The following is a 17,453-nucleotide window of genomic DNA, read 5'->3' as shown; positions in this document are numbered from 1 at the left end:
TTCCGTGAAATTAATAATCCCAATCTTCCGTACTTTTCTGCCAACATACGATGCGATAAGAACAGTTTTGACACAATGGCTGCTCGATTTTAGCGGGAGGAGAAAAACAAGCGATCACCTGCTTAATGCGTTCAAAATCCTGAATAAAAGCCGTTTGTGCATCGACATCAAACACGATCCGTTTAATGCGTCGGGACTTGGGATAACGCAAAACTCCAGACCATTCCTGTTGCGTCGTATGGACAAGCACAGCCAAATAAAAACGCAATTGAGCGATACTGGCAGACTCATGAGACTTACTTTTTTTCACCTCACTGACTTCACGCTTATCGTTATCGAGACAATCGGGATGAATACCAAACCCCCAAAATGGCTGACTGGCTTCTCCCTCATAAGCGGTTTCATGCAACAAAATACCGGCCTGAATATGTCGATTCAAATGAGCGCAATCAATGCGATAATAATGCAACCACGCCCGCGTCTCACACAATGCAATATGCTGAAACATCAAACCGTGTACATTCAACGCCTCCGCTTCGGCTAGTAATTCACTGACTTGAAGGAGAAGCATAATAACCTACTAAAAAATTAAATAATTCCACCTGATTTTTCCAAAGAATCCATTTGTTCATCGCGCACCACCAAGCCCGTTAATCGAATAAACAGAATGGCTGATTTAAAAACAGGATTTTTACCGTATTTGGCTTCCAATTTTTCCAATTTTGACAAATATGGATTTAACACATTTGAAAAATGTGTCTCACTGATTGTAAAAGATGAGCCAAAAGGATTTAGCACAGAAAAATTAATCTTCTCAGCCTTTTCCCGCAGATAATCAGATCGATTTCCTGTATAAATATGCCGACCATCTTCATCAACCAAATCAGCAGATTCCAAACGAGACAAAACCCAATCCGCATTATATTCAAATAATTTACCGTTAAAGCTGACTTTCAAAGTGGGTGTAAATCCCCTGACATCGCACAAAGCCTTATCCACCGCAGCAAGCCAAGCCTCAAAATAAGATCGTCCATTCCAATCATTTTTCTGCCCCAATTGGTGCAAATAATTCAAAAAATCGCAAGGAGCTGGAAGTTTTTCTTTTCCATCTGTCTTATGTGCAATCAACGAATCAAACGCAGGTAAAACCGCATCCTTCATCAAATAACGTCCCTCTCCCCGTGATAAAACCGACCAAAAAGCCCCACCCAAATACTTTGCTTTTTTCAAATCAAACACCTTGAGATGCCCTTTTTTATCCGCCATCTTCTGTCTTACTTGCTCAATAGTATAACTTTCTTGCGAATTTGCCAGAGGCTCTAATTTCTTTACATGTCGAAGTGTATCCCCAATTTTCGCCACACTTGAAAGACAAACATAAACCACTCCCTCCTTTTCTCCGCGAGCAACTCGCCCGATTCGCTGCAATAAACCTGCTGCATCAAAACCCGATTCAATAATGGCACAATTCACCTTAAAATTAACCCCCATTTCCACCGCCGAAGTTCCAATAATAACGCGATGCTTTGCCGCAGGAAATAACCCTGCTTCAAACCCAGTTCCACCAAAAGAATGTGAAGACTGTTTATCTTGTCCATTAATTAAAATAACTTCATCAGCTCTAATGCCCTGTGTTTTAAAAAAATGCGCTAAATTAGACTCATCACGAGCAAATTGTGCCATAGAATCATAAACCAATAACAAAGCCGTTTCAGGAGATAATTGACGGATTAATTCAGGAGCATAATCATGTATCGTTTCCAAAATAGGAGTTTTACAATAATGCACTATCACATCACCATGCAAAGCCCGATCAAATCCTTCTTCAATCACTTGTTCATCAAATTGAATAAAAGATTCTTGAGGTAAATCTTGACTGTCTAACAATTCGCTAAATAAATTACTATGCGTTGCTGACAATAAACTTAATTTAAGAAAATGACCTTGTAGATTTTCACGATGCAAATGTGTCACTAAAACCATCATCAAATAAATCAAACCAAAAGCCCGTTCATTTAAAGTATGAGCTTCATCAAAAACCAAATGATCACAAAACCACAATAACGTCTTAATATCCAAATGAGAATATTGAAATTTTGGGTCTTTACCGAGAATCAATTTAGCCAAAGACTCTAAAGTCGCCACAATCATGCCACCCTGTCGCTTTAGCGTTTTTAATTCTTCTTCTCGTAATAACCAAGGTTTTTCCCCTTGTTCTAAAGCAAATTTGGTTTGCTCATAATCCCAAATTTTCACTTGATTCTCATTACCCAATACAGAAATGGCCGTGTTTTTAATATCTCTGGCTAAGGCTTGAGTTGGCACAACAAAAAACACCAATTGCCCTTGTTTCACTGCCTCAAAAAAAGCATAAGTTTTACCCGATCCCGTCGGCGCACCACATACCCGAATTGGCATAGTAGAATTTAATAATTCTGTCTGCGCATAAGACAAAGATTTTTCCGAATGCTTAACACCATGCGCCTTAATTCTAAACATCTTTTTCTCCTCAAAAAAAGGGATAATTTCTTAAAAATTATCCCTGATATTAAAATAAAATTTAACTCAATGCCAATTCAATAAAATTGACTTAGCTTGATCCAGACTTAACGAATGACTCACTCGAATCGTATCTAACACACGATAATCTTCTGATAACTGTTTTTCATCAGAACCAAATAAGCGAGCCGTTGCCACATTTAAACGCACCTGTTTGAGTGTAGGATTAGGCGTTAATTCCAATAATCCTAAACGTCCAGCACCCACTCTAATAACTAATTTTTTTGCGCTTGAAAAAGGAATGGCTTTAAATGGATCAATACCCACTATAATACCTTCATATTCAGAGCCTGCGGCAATTTCATGCACTAAAAAAGTCGTTTTATAATTACCCGATCCAGTGCTACGTCGAAAACGCTCTGTGTATCCTCCTTCTCGTGTAATATCTGTGGTATGGCGCACAGGCGCGAGAGCTTGTGTATGCGTTCCCATCAGCAAAGAAGCCCGCCAAGGCAAACTGGCAATGTCTTGTCGATAGCGAGTATCTCCCTTAGTACGCAAAACGCGATAACGTGAACTAAAAGCCGCCGCCAACGCAAACATCAACGCCGTATCCGTAATAACCCCAGCATAAGTGGCACTGCCATCGCTCACATACAAACCATGATAATAAAACGGAGTAAGCACTCTTGCCGTTAAACCAATGACGCTACTCTCTGACAAGTTCATGGGTTAGCCTCACTTTTTCTTTGCTTTATCGGGTTTTGTAAACCATGCGTTAAATAACTCACGCATTTGCGCTTCCGCTTTCTGATAGGCAGCTTTTAACTCAGGCTGATCAGTTTCAAATTGATGTATCAATTCCTTGACATAATTCTGCAAATAAGCAGCAGAAGACAACTGTTCAGTAGCCGCACTAAACGGATAACCCTGCTCTGGATCGCGCATCAATTGTTCAATCTTTTCAACGGCTTCATGAGGTGTCGTGGGTTGACCAATGGCTTTCAAAATCTCCTCTGGTGCATTAACGGGGCGTTCCAATTTTCCCCAATAAATCCCGCACAAATGCGTTTTTAGATTCGTGCCTGTTGTCGCCGTTGCACCGCCATAAGCCCCTGAAAGACCAATCGACAGCAATAAGTGATTCAACGCCTCACAAGTCATTCGATTTCCCGTCATCACCAACGTTTGCACTAAAAGTGCAGGCGGTAAAACAGCATGGGTTTTAAAAATCTTAGGAGAAGTGGTTTTGTCCTCTGCGTCGAAAGTGACAAATTCTTCTGAAATCCCACCTTGTCGAAATACGTTATCGGTCAATTCACTAATCGCTTGAATCGACAAGGCATCACTGTACAAAACAGCAGAATGCACCGAACAAATCGTATCTTTCCCTCCTCCCAAATTGGCATTTGCCGAGTAGCCAAAGACATAAGTGCTTAAATCAAATACATCGCCCACTTGACGTTCTTTGCGGATATAACCCTTATTGGCGGCCATTTTTCCGCCTGTCCCCAAAATTCGCAGAATTTGATCGGCGCGTCGCCGCTCAACCCCTTTCGTTTTCGAGGCAATCATACGTACTCGCCGTTGTCCAGCGGCCAAAATATCAGTGATACTTTCTGTATCATTGTTACGAATTAAAATGGGCGCAATCACCTCTCTAACAACAGGAATCACAATACATTGTGCTTCGGGTAAACGAGGAATAGAAAAATCATCTTTACCATATTCGTATGTAAATACGATTTCTTTGGGTAATTGTTCAAGTAAAGTCTTCATTAAAAGCTCCTTTGAGAAAATAAAAAGCACTCATTAATCTCAATTTTCAGTTGAAATCAATTCTGCTTGAGAATTAGCATATTTTTCTTTATTGGCTTTGCTGTGTGCCAAACTGGTTTGCATAAACAAATGCGCATAAGCGGCTAACAAAAAACGTTGAAAACGTGGGTCTATCACTTTCTGCATAGAAAACTGGGTGACAAAATCATAAAAAATCTCGCCAAATGCCTGACAACGTGCAGGAAATTGGCTATTTCCGCCCGTGTGCATTTCCCGTCGTAATAAAGTATCAGCCAATACACCTGCAATGGCAGCGACAATCGTTTCTTTATCCAATTGATGATTAACACCAATTTCATATTGTTCTAACGCCAGCGTTAAACAAAAACGTTTATCGCTATTGGAAGCCTCCCAACCGGGATAACGTTGAATAGCCGCCGCGCTTTCGGCGAGTGTGGTGAGTGTGGAATTTGTCATAGGGTATTGCTCCTGTGCAATGTCTAACATAAATTTTAACGACTTCTTTTTGAGACTACTGTCAGGTTCTCGCTGCGCCAACCACGCCACTGGCCACCAACCATATTCGGTCATCGCGGAAAGTGCCTGAAAACCCTCATGAAATCCCAACAAATCAACAAATAATTTTAACCGCTCAACCACAGCAATTAACCGATTTCGTCGCCACGTATTTTGCTCATAAGGCAATTGTCGTGTTAATTTATCCAGTAATTGGCGTTGTTGTAATTTTGCTTTTACCTCAGCAGGTAAAGCAGCAATATCTTCTGTTTTTACCACCAAATCTAACAACAATGTATTAATCAACGGTGGCATTTGTTCAAACAACAAAGTGGCTTTACAATCTCGCTGTGCTGCAATAAATAAATGCGTGGCATTTCCAGTAATTAATGCGAATTTTGCCCAGCGATATAAGGCTTTTACCTGCTCTTGAAATTCGCTTTGTTCTTCTTCTAAACTAAGCGGGTAACGATGATTTAAATCCATATTCCAAGGTAGAAAATATTGCCAATTCTTATGAACATCATAAGAACTTAATACACTTTCTACTCCCACTTCTTCTAAATTGGCACTAATTAAGCCACGAAAGGGGGTAGCAACCAACAAAGGTTTTCCGCTTAATTTAGGATAACGTTGTTGCGTTAATTCCTGCTGTTTAATGCAAGCAGGACACAAATAATTAATTCCCGCTTGTGACCAAATACTTTTGCGGTGTCCAATACCATTATAAAAAGCAGAAGTTTTAATATTGGTTTTCAGTTTTTGACTAATTTCCGTGTCAGCGGGTGCGCTGCAAATCACACAAGTTCCTGCTTTGGGAGCAGTCGCATAAAGCCATTCATTATCAGCAGGTTGAGCTAAACCACATTGTGCAGTTAATTGGGTAATAATGGTATTTATCCCCTCATCTGTGGCTTCATCAACGGGAAAATCGCCTTGACAAACGGCAATCATGGCTTCTAAATCGTCTTGATCATCAATCAGTTCCGAAGCCAACATAGCCAAGACCGCTTGTTGCGTGTCTTTTTGCAAATCCGACAGTTCAATGCCTCCCAATTCTTCCTGCAATTTCACTGCAATTTCAGGATAATTTTGCAATAATTGTTGCGTTCTTTGGTTCAGCAGTTTTTCTGAAAAACTGGTTTTAGGATCAATGCCGCGCAAAGCAGCCGAAATAACTAACGCATAAAGTTCAATTTCATGCTCTTGTTGACTGGGCAAAATAGTTTGAATAAAAGCCCCTTCAGATTCTTGGGCGGCTACCAAATCATATTCATTAATCCAGCGATTAATCAATGTTTTTACAGTCGCTTTATCTACAGATTTTATAGATAAAAGACCCGTATAGCTTTTAGCTTTTGCTTGTTTAAAATCCCCCACCGCTTTTATTAAATGGGCAGGTGTTTTAACATAACTCAAAACAACTTCGCCCGTATTTTGAATGCGATCCATAGTGGGAAACTGAAAAGATAAGCGATCTCTTAATTCATCAAAAACATCCAATAATGGATAATTTTCAGGCAAACTAACCTTTAAAATTCTCCCTTCCAAAATGCAAACTAAGGGAAAATAGTTGTGATCATAAAAATGCTTGATAAATACATCTTGCAATTCAGCCAAAATAACAGGGTCATATTGAAATGAAACCAGTTTTAACGACGTAATGGGAATGCCATAATTTTTACTAAACGCAGCTAAATGTTTATTGTAACTTTCAACAATAGCGGCGTACCCTAATTCACTGCCTGCGGATACAATCCCATCACTCCACCCCACCAATTCTCCCAAAAAATATTGGTTTAAAGTGGGACGAACTCCCGTCATTATCGCTGTGCCTTTACCACGAGTGGTTTCGACCATCGACACCAGCGTTAAGCTGAGGGGTAAACTCAAATTTGCCCATTGTTCTATGGCTAAATCCGCATGTAATTGCTGCAATTGTCTTTCATTTGGACTACTGGACAATTCTGCACCAACATATTTATCTGCATCGTGCATAAATGCGATGGCGAAAAGAGTCCGCACCAATTGTTCAGCCGTTGCTTCGTCATCAGGCGCAACAAATTGATTAGATTGTTCGGGATGAGGTGCTTTGTTGTTTTGCCATGCGTGAACAAACAACATAAACGCCACCGTAGCCACATCCATGCAGTGACGATAAAGTGAAATATCATGGTAATAAAGGTAAGGAACATCTCCACCTTTACCCGATTTAATCAACCAATTTAAGTTTTCAATACCCAGTTCATTGGCTTGTCGATTTAACTGTTCACGTAAAGGTTTAAATGCTTTTATAAATAAACCATCCTTGCCAAGATAAGACTTCCAATTTAAAGTGTTCATTGCGCCAACTCCACACACCCAAAGCCTCTGGCACTGCTGCGTCCCAATCCCGAAAACCATACATCACGTAAATCTTCAGCAGGCCCCGTTAAAAGAAAAGGCACAATAATACCTTGTAAAATAACGGGTTGTCCTTTTTTCATTTTGATGGCCATGTGTCCAGTAATGTCGCCATCGTGTAGTCGAGTGTATAAATTATCGGGCGTAAATTTCAAATGAAACGGCCGTTGAAAACGAGTTTGCATTGTCCGATTTAATAACAGATTAAACCGATCATCCGTTTGTAAATAAGTGTCAATTTTATGTTCAGGATCAGAAACGCGAATCGGTGAAACGCAATAAAAATTAACCGCTTCTGTTTCCACCCAATCGGGCGCAGAATAAATCTCCGCCACACTAAAATCTAAACCCGCACCGGGAGCTTGTGTATCTTCCATTAAATCATCGGCATTAATTTGCGCCAAAGCGGCGGCAATTTCAGGATCACTACTGCCCACAATAACCCGTTGCAATTTATATAAACGTTGTTTGGGATTATCGGTTTTATTAACGGGTTTAGTAATGACCCCGAATCCCCAGCGAGCGGGTTGATTTTTAGTCGGTTGCCAGCCATGTCGCCGTAGAGCGCGAGTTAATACATTCGCCACACTGTCCCGATGTTGAATGACAGCATGACGGTAATCATGGGGAATATCGATATACAAACGAATGCCAGTCACAGTATTTTCCTCAAATGGATTAAATTGAACTACTCAAAGTGAGTACGAAGTATTATATGCCTTACCAAAAAAAAAGCAATGCAAAGACGGAAAAAAGAGTATATTAATTTACCCATTTTTATTAAAGCAAATTTATAGTGGATAAGTTGTGATGGAGAGTGTATTAGTCGTAACTCTCAAAGTGCGATATGATGGTCTCTGGATCACAGCCTTGCTTCAGAAGAAACTCGATTTCCTCCTGTTTGGACTCAGACAAGTGTTTCCCAGATAACCGAAGGCTAATTTCTTCCAGTATTCTTTCATATCTATCTTCTCTGAAATCAGCATCACAATCTGGATAATCGCCTACTTGCATGTGTAAATGATGTGTAACAAGTCTCATAGTAACCTTCACAGCGTTGTTTAATTGAAAAACGTAATATTCAGTGAAATCACCATCACAATCTGGATAATCGTCTACTTCGATGTGTAAATGATGTGTAACAAATCTCATACAGTAACCTCCACAGCGTTGTTTAATCGAAAGATGTAATAGGTAGTAGTTTAGTCCGCCTCCCCCACCTAGTCAAGTTATGTTAGTTATTATTTATTAGTAAAGGTTCAGGCTTGCGAAAAAAACTCAACGCAACTATAATCAGCCAGTCAGATGTCCGCTGTTGGTTTTTCTGTTTTACAGAGGATCGACGAAGGAGTAGAAAGATGTTAGTTATCATTTACTACACGTTTCAATTTCCCGTTTGGGCTTGTTTTGCACCCTCTCAATCAATTGAGAGGGTGTCCCCCCACCGAAGTTCTCTTTTTTTATCCCTTCGCAATCTCAGTCAGTCTTAATTCCAAGAAATTCCAATCCCGTCAATCCCAATTCAGAAAAATAAACATAAAAAACACCCCATAACGATGCCAAAATACTTAGTGCAGTCTGTAAAAAATACGTTTTTTGTGTTCATTAAAACGCACATTAATGGGCAGCATTCCACTGATTTTATGCTTGAAGTACTCTGTAAGGGTTTAAATTAAGCATTACTGGTTATAGAATAAAAACAATTGGCTGTAGGGGCTGTGGCGTGTTAAAGTGGAGGACGTTATAAAATTTGGCAATTCCCAAAATTATCGCAGAACATGGAAAAATACGAAAAACAAGGACATCTTACAGGAATGTTTACCACAGCGGCTGTCGCTAAATCTCTAGGTAGAAAAAGTATTAGTATAGAAACACAAGATGAATATTTAAAAATTGGTTTACGCCGTGCGCTTGAAATAAAAGAACATTTGGAAGAAGAATTGCTGGCTGTGAAAAAGAAGATGGAAATAAAAAATGATCGATTGTTATAAACAAATGAATCCACAAGTGATTTACTGCAAAAAATAACACATCAATGTGATTGAAGAAATTGTTTTGCAAAGCCGTGTTGAATTTAATATAGAGACCGAATATTAAATAATTTTAAAAAATTCCCATTTAGAATAACCCAATTAACCCATCCAAACCTTATAAGTTAATGACTATGTCGAAACGAGATTATTACGAAGTATTGGGCGTTGCGAGAAATGCCAGTGAAGATGAATTAAAAAAAGCCTATCGTAAAATGGCTATGAAATATCATCCTGACCGCAATCCTAACAGTAAAGAAGCTGAAGAACGTTTTAAAGAAATCAACGAAGCCAACGAAGTATTGAGCGATCCGCAAAAACGGGCAGCTTACGACCAATTCGGCCACGAAGGCATTAATCCCAGTATGGGCGGCGGCGGCTTCGGTGGCGGACAAGGATTTGATTTTAGCGAGGTTTTTGAAACACTTTTCGGCGGCGGAGCCGCTCGCACTAACGGTGGACGACGCGCTTATCGCGGAGCAGATTTGCGCTACGATTTGAGTTTGAGCTTGGAAGAAGCAGTGGCAGGAACAGAAGTTAAAATTCGTATTCCTACACAAGTCACTTGCTCTGTATGCGATGGCACGGGCGCAAAACCCGGCACCAGTGTCAAAACCTGTCCCCGTTGTGGAGGAGCTGGACAAATTCGCATGACACAAGGCTTTTTTTCTGTACAACAAACCTGCCCTTCCTGCCACGGTCAGGGGAAAATTACCCCCTCGCCTTGCTCCAATTGTCACGGTACAGGACGAGTACAAGAACACAAAACCTTATCTGTTAAAGTTCCGCCCGGCGTTGACACAGGCGACCGTATTCGTTTATCCAACGAAGGCGAAGCCGGAGTCCAAGGTGGGCCACCCGGTGATTTGTATGTGCAGATTAATGTTAAACCTCATCCTATTTTTGTCCGCGAAGAGAATAATTTAGCCTGTGAAGTGCCTATTAGTATCACGACAGCCGCGCTCGGCGGCGATTTGGAAGTACCGACCTTAGAAGGCAGCGTGATGTTGAAAATTCCTCCTGAAACACAAACAGGGAAAATTTTCCGCGTGCGCGCTAAGGGTGTTAAACCCGTGCGCGGTGGCCCACCGGGTGATTTGTTGTGTCAGGTGGTGGTGGAAACACCCGTGAATCTCACCACACGACAAAAGGAATTACTCCAAGCCTTTGAAGCCAGCCTAAATGAAGGCAATAACCAAAATCGACCCCGTGAAAGTTCTTGGTTAGATGATGTGAAAAAGTTTTTTGAAAATCTAGCCAAATAAGCAGAAATGATTGCAGATCGTCTGAATCAGAATTCAATTTATCATTACAGAATTATTAAATTACCATGTTTCCGCATTCAGACGAAAATTTGCTATAATTCTGGAAAATTTTAAGATTAAAGAATTCTGATTGAGATGAGGGTAAGTCTGCAATGAATATTAGGTTTTCGCATGGGTTTATTTTGTTTTTAGGCTTGTTATTGAGCGGAGTCAGTTCGCACAGTGTAGCCCGTCTTTTGTCACACACTGAAGCCTTTGAATTGCAGGCACAAGCCGTAGATGCACAAACGCTGCAATTGACGTGGAAAATAGCCGATGGTTATTGGCTCATTCGGGATAAAATCACGGTGAGCGCAAAAACCGATGGGGTCGATTTGGGCGCATGGTCATTGCCTCCAGCCACCGGTACGTGGACTGCGGGAGGATTGGGAGACATTGAAATCTATCGTGATCTTGTGCAGTTGACTGTTCCGGTTCGCTTGCAGCCGTCCACAGAAAATGCCATCACGCTGCTTGTCACTGCACAAGGATGTCCCCCTGAACCCGATCCCTGTTATCCCAGTTTTCAACGCACAGTCACTGCGGTTTTGCCCGCGGTGGCTGACATTTCCTCTGATCCTTCTTCTGTTGCACCGGCTAAAAGTGATGATTTCAGTTCGCTTAAAGTCGCATTAAGACAGCAAACTGAAACCGCACCGTTACTTCATCAAGCGGATGATGATTTTTTGCCCCCTGAGCAAGCTTTTGCTTTTTCCACACTCGCTCCGTATCGGGATCGCATCATTGTACAGTGGCAAATTGCACCCGGTTATTATTTGTATCAGGATAAATTTAAATTTACGGTGACTCCCGGTCAATTGGGTGCGGTTCAATATCCGCCGGCAAAAACGAAGGATGATCCTTTATTTGGACGGGTTGCGGTTTATGATGAGGCGATTTTAGAAATAGAATTGCCGCTGCAACCCTCTGATGAAACACAACAAGTTCATTTAACGGTGCAGTATCAAGGTTGTGCTGAGGCGGGTTTGTGTTATCCGCCGATTGATCTTGAAGAGACATTGACTTTACCCGCGGTTTTTAGTTCTACACCTTCTCCTGTTGTTTCTCCTGTAGAAACTTCCCCCGTCGTCTCCCCCTCAGAAAAACGCACTGAACAAGATCAGATTGCTGATTTATTGAAAGACGGTAGTATGTGGTACGTTTTGTTGATGTTTTTTGGTTTTGGCTTATTGCTGGCTTTTACTCCTTGCGTATTTCCTATGATTCCAATTTTGTCTAGCATTATTGCGGGGCAAGACAATCTTACGACTCGCTCGGCATTTACGATGTCATTGGTTTATGTGTTGGCGATGGCGTTGACTTACGCATTGGCGGGGGTGTTTGCGGGAATATTGGGAGAAAGTTTACAGACGGCATTGCAAACTCCTGTTGTTACTGTGGCGTTTGCTTTGGTTTTTGTGGCGTTGGCTTTGTCTATGTTTGGTTTTTACGATCTGCAATTGCCCAACAGTTGGCAAACTCGTTTGAGTCAGTGGAGTAACAGTCAGCAAGGAGGCACGTTGGCGGGTGTGGCGATTATGGGGATTTTGTCGGCGTTGATTGTTGGCCCTTGTGTGGCAGCACCGTTGGCGGGGGCATTGATTTACATTGGGCAAACGCAAGATGCGGTATTGGGTGGCTTTGCTTTGTTTAGTATGGGCTTGGGGATGGGTGCGCCTTTGTTGCTCATTGGCACTTCGGCTGGGCGTTTGTTGCCTAAAGCGGGTTTGTGGATGAATCAGGTGAAAGCGGTGTTTGGGGTGTTGTTGTTAGCGGTGGCGATTTGGTTGAGCAGTTGGTTGCTTTCTCCTACGGTGGAGTCGTTGTTATGGGCTGTTTTGCTGATTGTTTCGGCGGTGTTTATGGGGGCTTTAGAACCTGTAGACGCTGGTGCTACATGGCGTAAGATGTGGAAAGGTTTGGGAATTATTTTGTTGCTGTATGGTGCCATGTTATTGATAGGGGTTGCGGCGGGCAGTCGTTCTGTGTGGCAGCCGTTGAGTGTATTCACGGCTTCTGTGTCTAGCAATTCGTCGGTTGGTACGGGGAATGCGCTCACTTTTCAAATGATTAAGGGAAATGATGGGTTAGACTCCGCTTTAGCCAATGCGCAAGGACGGCCAGTCATGTTAGACTTCTATGCAGATTGGTGTGTCTCTTGTAAGGAAATGGAACATTTCACGTTTACTGATTCACGAGTACAAGCCGCACTGGCAGATTTTGTCCGTTTACAAACCGATGTCACTGCCAATGATGCGGCGGATAAGGCTTTATATCAACGTTTTGGTTTGTTTGGCCCTCCGGCGATTTTGTTTTTTGATGCCCGTGGCGAAGAACAACGGGGTTATCGGGTGGTGGGTTTTATGACGGCAGATAAGTTTTATCAACATATTACGGAATTAAAACAACCATGATACAGATGTTTTGGAAAGCGGGTTTGGTGTTGTTGGGCGTGGTGCTGGGTTATTTTTGGTTGACTTATGTCTCTGACAGAGCTGCTCCCCGTCCAGATTCCAAGCCCTCTTCTGACCGTTTATCAACGGAGATTGTGAAGACCATTACGCCTGCGGTGCCGTTTACATTGCCTGATTTGACTCAGAATATGCGCGAATTAAGTGAGTGGGAAGGGCAGTTGTTGGTCTTGAATTTTTGGGCAACGTGGTGTTCGCCTTGCGTCAAGGAAATTCCCGCTTTTGTCGAATGGCAAGCGCAGTATGGGGAAAAAGGGTTGCAATTTGTGGGCATTGCCATTGATCAAGAAGCGAAGGTTTCGGATTTTGTGAAGCAGTTTGAAATTAATTATCCGGTTTTGGTGGCGGGTGAAGCGGGTCTTGGTTTGGCGCGGGAGTATGGGAATCGTCTTGATACTTTGCCTTTTACGGTGGTCATTAGTCACCAGGGTAATATTTTATTGCGGCATCCCGGTGAATTTACGGCGCAGGATTTTGATCATTATTTATTGCCTTTATTGTCTTCTTTGTGAAATTGTTAGATTAGATTTTGTGGTATCCGTTTGAATGGGCAGATAGAAAAGATAGGAATATGAATAGGTTATTTCTGTGCCATTGTGAGGGGTAACATCATTTGGATGGATGTTATCCCTTTTGTACACGTGGAAGGCGGTTTTTGATAAACTGGCAGAAAGTCCGTCAAATTGTGCCAGAATAGCTTACCATTGTACGTGAATTAAGCTAAGCTGTTGGCTCGCGCCCGGTGTCGGCAAACCCAAGGCTGCACGCAAACCGCCACAGGAGTTTCCAAAGGTCGTGATTAGGGAAAACCGCAGATTCACGATTCATTTCAAAACCAGCCAACACGGATATAAGTATCGCTCTGTTATGCAGATAATTCGCTTAGGTTCAATAATTGCATAGCAGGGTATTAAATACGTTCTTACCGTAAACAGACGATGGATTAGCACAGGATTAGCACATGATCCCAGAATCTCTGACACAATTCTTTTTGGCTTATCAAAATGCACTTTGGGTATTAACCGTTGCGTTCGATTTAGCCATAACCCTTTTGATGTACCGGCTGTTTGGTAAAATGGGGCTTTACGCGGTGGTGATTCTCAACATTATGTTGAGTAATTTACAAGGTCCTAAACTCACGGTTATTTTTGGTTTAGAAACCAGTTTGGGTTTAATTCTCTATTCTGGGATTTATTTTGCGACCGATATACTCAGTGAACGCTACGGCAAACGAGAAGGAACACGCGCTGTTTTATTGGGATTTGCTACCAGTGTCATTATGGTCATCATGATGTCATTAAGCCTGTTATTTCTCCCATCAAAGCCCTTTGCAGAAACTATCCATGAAGCCATTACTACCCTGTTTGATTTTACGCCTTTATTCGTATTTGGGTCGTTGTTTGTTTATTTGGTGAGTCAAAGTTTTGATGTGTGGCTTTTCCATTATATTAAACAAAAAACACGCGGCCGTCATTTGTGGTTACGCAATAATGTTTCTACCATTACTTCGCAGGCTGTAGATACTATTTTATATGCTTTGGTGGTATGGACACCTATTGTTGGATTAAAGATGGCGATTGAATTGTCTTTAGCAAAATATTTATTTAAAGTTATTGTTGCTCTATTAGATACTCCGTTTATTTACTGGGCGTGTAGTTGGGATGTGTCTAAACGAGATTGGCATGAAACTCGTCCGGTTTCCTACGAAGATTACCATTGGGAAAACGAATTGACCGCTAAATCAGCCGCTAAAACCGCAACCACCACGCCTTGCCCAGAATTAAATAAAAATGCAACCTCTTCTCCCTTAAATAAATCATCTGATCCGCCTCAGAATTAAAGTGTAATTTTAGCTTTTTTGTAGCGCGTTTATCCTCTGTGTGTGATGAAGACAGCGGATTTAATGTAGCCCAATGGTGTCACATCACCGAACAGCTCCCTGCTCATCACGGGGTCACTGACTTGCCTTAGCAACAACAAACTGATATTGACTATGTTTCTACCGTCTTGGTTTATGGAATTTGCAACAACACATCAGAATTTGCTGTGGTTTCTTACCATTACAGCAGATTTATCGGTGACGTTGTTGTTGTATCGTCTATTTGGCAAGACGGGTCTTTATACCTCTGTCATTTTGGGCATCATGTTGTCGAATCTGCAAGGGCCGAAGTTGACCATGATTTTTGGGATGCACACGAGTTTAGGGACAATTATTTATTCTGGGATTTATTTTGCGACTGATCTGCTCAGTGAGCGTTATGGTCGTCGAGAGGCGCAGCGAGCGGTTTTATTGGGTTTTGCGACCAGTGTGATATTGGTGGTGATGATGTCGGTGAGTTTATTGTTTGTGCCGGCACCGTCGTCGCGTTCGGTTCATGATGCGATGGTTTCAATTTTTGGTTTTACGCCGCGGTTTGTGTTTGGGTCATTGTTTGCGTACTTGATCAGTCAGAGTTTTGATGTTTGGGTGTTTCATTATTTAAAACGTAAGACTAAAGGTCGTCATTTGTGGTTACGTAATAATGTGTCTACGTTAGCGTCGCAAGCGGTGGATACGGTGCTTTATTCGTTGGTGGTGTGGTGGGGGGTGGTGCAGTTAAAAATGGCCATTCATCTGGGATTAGCAAAATATTTGTTTAAATTTGTTATTGCTTTATTCGATACGCCTTTTATTTACTGGGCGCGCAGTTGGAATGTCGCTGATAAAGATTGGTATGAACCGTTTAAGAAAGATTATTATAAAGATTTTTAACAGTAAATTAAAAATTTTTCTCTGAATCAGAACTAAAGAATTTATTTTGGTGAGTTTCCTCATTCTTACCATTCTGACTCAGAGGCAATAAGTTATGGGTTAAATCGAATCGCTGTTGGCGTAAATAAACGCTCTCCGTTAATTAAAAATTCGTGAATCGCCGTTTGTCCCGGTACCGAAGTCAACCACGCAATTAACTGCATGGCACCAAGATAATTAATGTCCCGATATTTGTCTGGATTAACCGCAATGACGCGATAAGGATTGAATAAACGTTCGTCGCCTTCAACCAATTCCACTAAATGGCTTTTTGCTTTGTAACTGAGCCATGTGCCGCGGTCAGTGAGGGTGTAAGCCTCTAATTCATCGGCCATTTGCAAAACTGCTCCCATGCCTTGACCGGCTTCTTTGTACCACATTCCTTTCGGTTCTACCCCAGAAACTTGCCACAATTCGCGTTCTTTGTTGTGTGTGCCAGAGTCGTCACCGCGAGAAATAAAAGTGGCACTTTGGGCAGCAATCTGTTGTAACGCTACGCTGGCATCGCGTCCGCCTGCAATTTTAGCGGGGTCTGCTTTGGGGCCGACCAATAAAAAATCGTTGTACATTATATCTCGTGCCGACACCCCGTGTCCTTCTGAAATAAATACATTTTCCAATTCAGGCGCATGTGTTAGTAACACATCAGCATCGCCATCTTGTCCCATACGCAAGGCTTTCCCTGTTCCCACCGCGATGACATGCACTTTTAACCCCGAATATTGCTCAAAAGCAGGCAGTAAATGTTGTAATAAACCCGAATTCTCGGTGCTGGTGGTGGTGGCTAAACGCAGCGTTTCTTGTGCGCTAAGAGACAGGCTAAAAAAACCAGAAAATAATATCATTAACGGTATTAAAAAATTTTTAATTTTACGCATTAAAACATCTCCTTTAAAGTGATAATAATTACACCAATTGTTGCTCAAATTGAGCCACTCGTTGTCTTAACTGCTCAATGGTTTTTGCAGTTAAGGGTTTACGGCGTTCATCTAACACCGTTCCTTCTAATAATTCGGCTAATTTTTGTGCATGGTTTAGCAATAATTCCAACGCCACTCGTCCTCCAAATGGCCCCGGTAAACGCATAAACAAAGCCACACCCGGCGTAGCTAATTCTTCACTATTTGTTGGATCAAAAGTTCCCGGTTCAACCATATTCGCCACACTAAAAATGGGTTCTTCCACTTTTAACTCACCCAATCCATAATGATGATAAATTTTCATTCGTCCATAACGCAAGCCCAATTCTTCAAATACCGCGAATAAATCGACCCCATTAAAATAATTCTGATGCGCCGCTGCGACAAACAAAGCAATAATTAATTCCGAAGCCGACTGTTCTGAGTTATCATGAGGCGATTCTGGAGGGGAAAGTGGTGGGTGGGATGTGGGTTTATGCGTGGGCGCGAGGGCATCTAATAGGGCTTGGGTTTCGTGTGCGGCTTCGTGGGCATCGAAAGATTGCCCATACTGATCTGCGGCATACCCTTCGTGTTCAGAATGTTGTAACATTTGCGTGCGACGACGACGATGTTGATAGGCCCAAACGATTAATACCACGATTAATAATGATGCACTGCTCACCATGATTATCCCTAAATGTTCAATCCATTCATTGTAATTTATATAATCCATAAGGTTTTCACCGGCCTAATTAGAG

15 protein-coding genes are annotated in these 17,453 nt (G+C 41.8%); 6 read left to right on the top strand and 9 right to left on the bottom strand.

Going from position 1 to position 17,453, the window contains the following annotated elements:
- Nucleotides 1-10 precede the first annotated feature (10 nt).
- The 7 genes from TPSD3_RS10610 to TPSD3_RS10580 form a co-directional block, all read right to left on the bottom strand.
- Complete coding sequence (locus TPSD3_RS10610) at nucleotides 11-571, bottom strand: Dna2/Cas4 domain-containing protein (protein ID WP_086488523.1); 561 nt, start codon at nucleotides 569-571, stop codon at nucleotides 11-13.
- Between the two features lie 17 nt (nucleotides 572-588).
- Nucleotides 589-2,499: a DEAD/DEAH box helicase gene (locus tag TPSD3_RS10605; RefSeq protein WP_086488522.1), complete on the bottom strand. Its 1,911-nt coding sequence runs from the start codon at nucleotides 2,497-2,499 to the stop codon at nucleotides 589-591.
- Nucleotides 2,500-2,565: 66 nt separating this feature from the next.
- Nucleotides 2,566-3,228 carry a hypothetical protein gene (locus tag TPSD3_RS10600; protein WP_086488521.1) on the bottom strand — a complete coding sequence of 221 codons (663 nt, stop codon included), beginning with the start codon at nucleotides 3,226-3,228 and terminating at the stop codon, nucleotides 2,566-2,568.
- A 9-nt stretch (nucleotides 3,229-3,237) separates the two neighbouring features.
- Nucleotides 3,238-4,278 carry a hypothetical protein gene (locus TPSD3_RS10595; protein ID WP_086488520.1) on the bottom strand — a complete coding sequence of 347 codons (1,041 nt, stop codon included), beginning with the start codon at nucleotides 4,276-4,278 and terminating at the stop codon, nucleotides 3,238-3,240.
- 39 nt (nucleotides 4,279-4,317) lie between these two features.
- Nucleotides 4,318-7,137, bottom strand: a complete 2,820-nt coding sequence (locus TPSD3_RS10590; protein ID WP_086488519.1) for a hypothetical protein — start codon at nucleotides 7,135-7,137, stop codon at nucleotides 4,318-4,320.
- On the bottom strand, nucleotides 7,134-7,856 hold the full coding sequence (locus TPSD3_RS10585) for a CRISPR-associated endoribonuclease Cas6 (RefSeq protein WP_086488518.1): 723 nt from the start codon (nucleotides 7,854-7,856) through the stop codon (nucleotides 7,134-7,136). Before TPSD3_RS10585 ends, TPSD3_RS10590 begins: the two co-directional genes overlap by 4 nt.
- A gap of 163 nt (nucleotides 7,857-8,019) precedes the next feature.
- Nucleotides 8,020-8,349: a hypothetical protein gene (locus TPSD3_RS10580; RefSeq protein WP_086488517.1), complete on the bottom strand. Its 330-nt coding sequence runs from the start codon at nucleotides 8,347-8,349 to the stop codon at nucleotides 8,020-8,022.
- A 626-nt stretch (nucleotides 8,350-8,975) separates the two neighbouring features.
- Here TPSD3_RS10580 and TPSD3_RS17280 point away from each other — a divergent pair.
- The 6 genes from TPSD3_RS17280 (at nucleotide 8,976) to TPSD3_RS10555 (ending at nucleotide 15,754) form a co-directional block, all read left to right on the top strand.
- On the top strand, nucleotides 8,976-9,188 hold the full coding sequence (locus TPSD3_RS17280) for a class I SAM-dependent methyltransferase (RefSeq protein ID WP_140048537.1): 213 nt from the start codon (nucleotides 8,976-8,978) through the stop codon (nucleotides 9,186-9,188).
- A 173-nt stretch (nucleotides 9,189-9,361) separates the two neighbouring features.
- Nucleotides 9,362-10,492: a molecular chaperone DnaJ gene (dnaJ, locus tag TPSD3_RS10575; RefSeq protein ID WP_086488516.1), complete on the top strand. Its 1,131-nt coding sequence runs from the start codon at nucleotides 9,362-9,364 to the stop codon at nucleotides 10,490-10,492.
- 152 nt (nucleotides 10,493-10,644) lie between these two features.
- Nucleotides 10,645-12,945 carry a protein-disulfide reductase DsbD gene (dsbD, locus tag TPSD3_RS10570; protein ID WP_086488515.1) on the top strand — a complete coding sequence of 767 codons (2,301 nt, stop codon included), beginning with the start codon at nucleotides 10,645-10,647 and terminating at the stop codon, nucleotides 12,943-12,945.
- Nucleotides 12,942-13,514, top strand: a complete 573-nt coding sequence (locus TPSD3_RS10565; protein ID WP_086488514.1) for a TlpA family protein disulfide reductase — start codon at nucleotides 12,942-12,944, stop codon at nucleotides 13,512-13,514. The genes dsbD and TPSD3_RS10565 overlap by 4 nt, the downstream gene beginning before the upstream one ends.
- Before the next feature lie 449 nt (nucleotides 13,515-13,963).
- The gene (locus TPSD3_RS10560) at nucleotides 13,964-14,842 is read left to right on the top strand and encodes a queuosine precursor transporter (RefSeq protein ID WP_086488513.1); all 879 of its coding nucleotides are present in this window, start codon (nucleotides 13,964-13,966) and stop codon (nucleotides 14,840-14,842) included.
- 153 nt (nucleotides 14,843-14,995) lie between these two features.
- Nucleotides 14,996-15,754 (top strand): queuosine precursor transporter, encoded by a 759-nt coding sequence (locus TPSD3_RS10555; RefSeq protein ID WP_086488512.1) that lies wholly within the window; start codon nucleotides 14,996-14,998, stop codon nucleotides 15,752-15,754.
- A 92-nt stretch (nucleotides 15,755-15,846) separates the two neighbouring features.
- Here the strand turns inward: TPSD3_RS10555 and TPSD3_RS10550 are convergent, their stop codons facing one another.
- Together TPSD3_RS10550 and zipA are read right to left on the bottom strand one after the other, a co-directional pair.
- Nucleotides 15,847-16,671, bottom strand: a complete 825-nt coding sequence (locus TPSD3_RS10550) for an ABC transporter substrate-binding protein (RefSeq protein ID WP_086488511.1) — start codon at nucleotides 16,669-16,671, stop codon at nucleotides 15,847-15,849.
- Between the two features lie 28 nt (nucleotides 16,672-16,699).
- Nucleotides 16,700-17,428, bottom strand: a complete 729-nt coding sequence (gene zipA / locus TPSD3_RS10545; protein ID WP_086488510.1) for a cell division protein ZipA — start codon at nucleotides 17,426-17,428, stop codon at nucleotides 16,700-16,702.
- Nucleotides 17,429-17,453 lie beyond the last annotated feature (25 nt).

Origin of the sequence: Thioflexithrix psekupsensis, assembly GCF_002149925.1 — a bacterium.
Lineage (GTDB): Bacteria > Pseudomonadota > Gammaproteobacteria > Beggiatoales > Beggiatoaceae > Thioflexithrix > Thioflexithrix psekupsensis.
This window is presented reverse-complemented; position numbering and strand designations above follow the sequence as displayed.

Coding starts and splice junctions, on each gene's coding strand:
- TPSD3_RS10560 (WP_086488513.1), top strand. CDS start 13,964: ATGATCCCAGAATCTCTGACACAATTCTTTTTGGCTTATCAAAATGCA.
- TPSD3_RS10605 (WP_086488522.1), bottom strand. CDS start 2,499: ATGTTTAGAATTAAGGCGCATGGTGTTAAGCATTCGGAAAAATCTTTG.
- TPSD3_RS10580 (WP_086488517.1), bottom strand. CDS start 8,349: ATGAGATTTGTTACACATCATTTACACATCGAAGTAGACGATTATCCA.
- TPSD3_RS10555 (WP_086488512.1), top strand. CDS start 14,996: ATGTTTCTACCGTCTTGGTTTATGGAATTTGCAACAACACATCAGAAT.
- zipA (WP_086488510.1), bottom strand. CDS start 17,428: ATGGATTATATAAATTACAATGAATGGATTGAACATTTAGGGATAATC.
- TPSD3_RS17280 (WP_140048537.1), top strand. CDS start 8,976: ATGGAAAAATACGAAAAACAAGGACATCTTACAGGAATGTTTACCACA.
- dsbD (WP_086488515.1), top strand. CDS start 10,645: ATGAATATTAGGTTTTCGCATGGGTTTATTTTGTTTTTAGGCTTGTTA.
- TPSD3_RS10565 (WP_086488514.1), top strand. CDS start 12,942: ATGATACAGATGTTTTGGAAAGCGGGTTTGGTGTTGTTGGGCGTGGTG.
- TPSD3_RS10595 (WP_086488520.1), bottom strand. CDS start 4,278: ATGAAGACTTTACTTGAACAATTACCCAAAGAAATCGTATTTACATAC.
- TPSD3_RS10610 (WP_086488523.1), bottom strand. CDS start 571: ATGCTTCTCCTTCAAGTCAGTGAATTACTAGCCGAAGCGGAGGCGTTG.
- TPSD3_RS10550 (WP_086488511.1), bottom strand. CDS start 16,671: ATGCGTAAAATTAAAAATTTTTTAATACCGTTAATGATATTATTTTCT.
- TPSD3_RS10600 (WP_086488521.1), bottom strand. CDS start 3,228: ATGAACTTGTCAGAGAGTAGCGTCATTGGTTTAACGGCAAGAGTGCTT.
- dnaJ (WP_086488516.1), top strand. CDS start 9,362: ATGTCGAAACGAGATTATTACGAAGTATTGGGCGTTGCGAGAAATGCC.
- TPSD3_RS10590 (WP_086488519.1), bottom strand. CDS start 7,137: ATGAACACTTTAAATTGGAAGTCTTATCTTGGCAAGGATGGTTTATTT.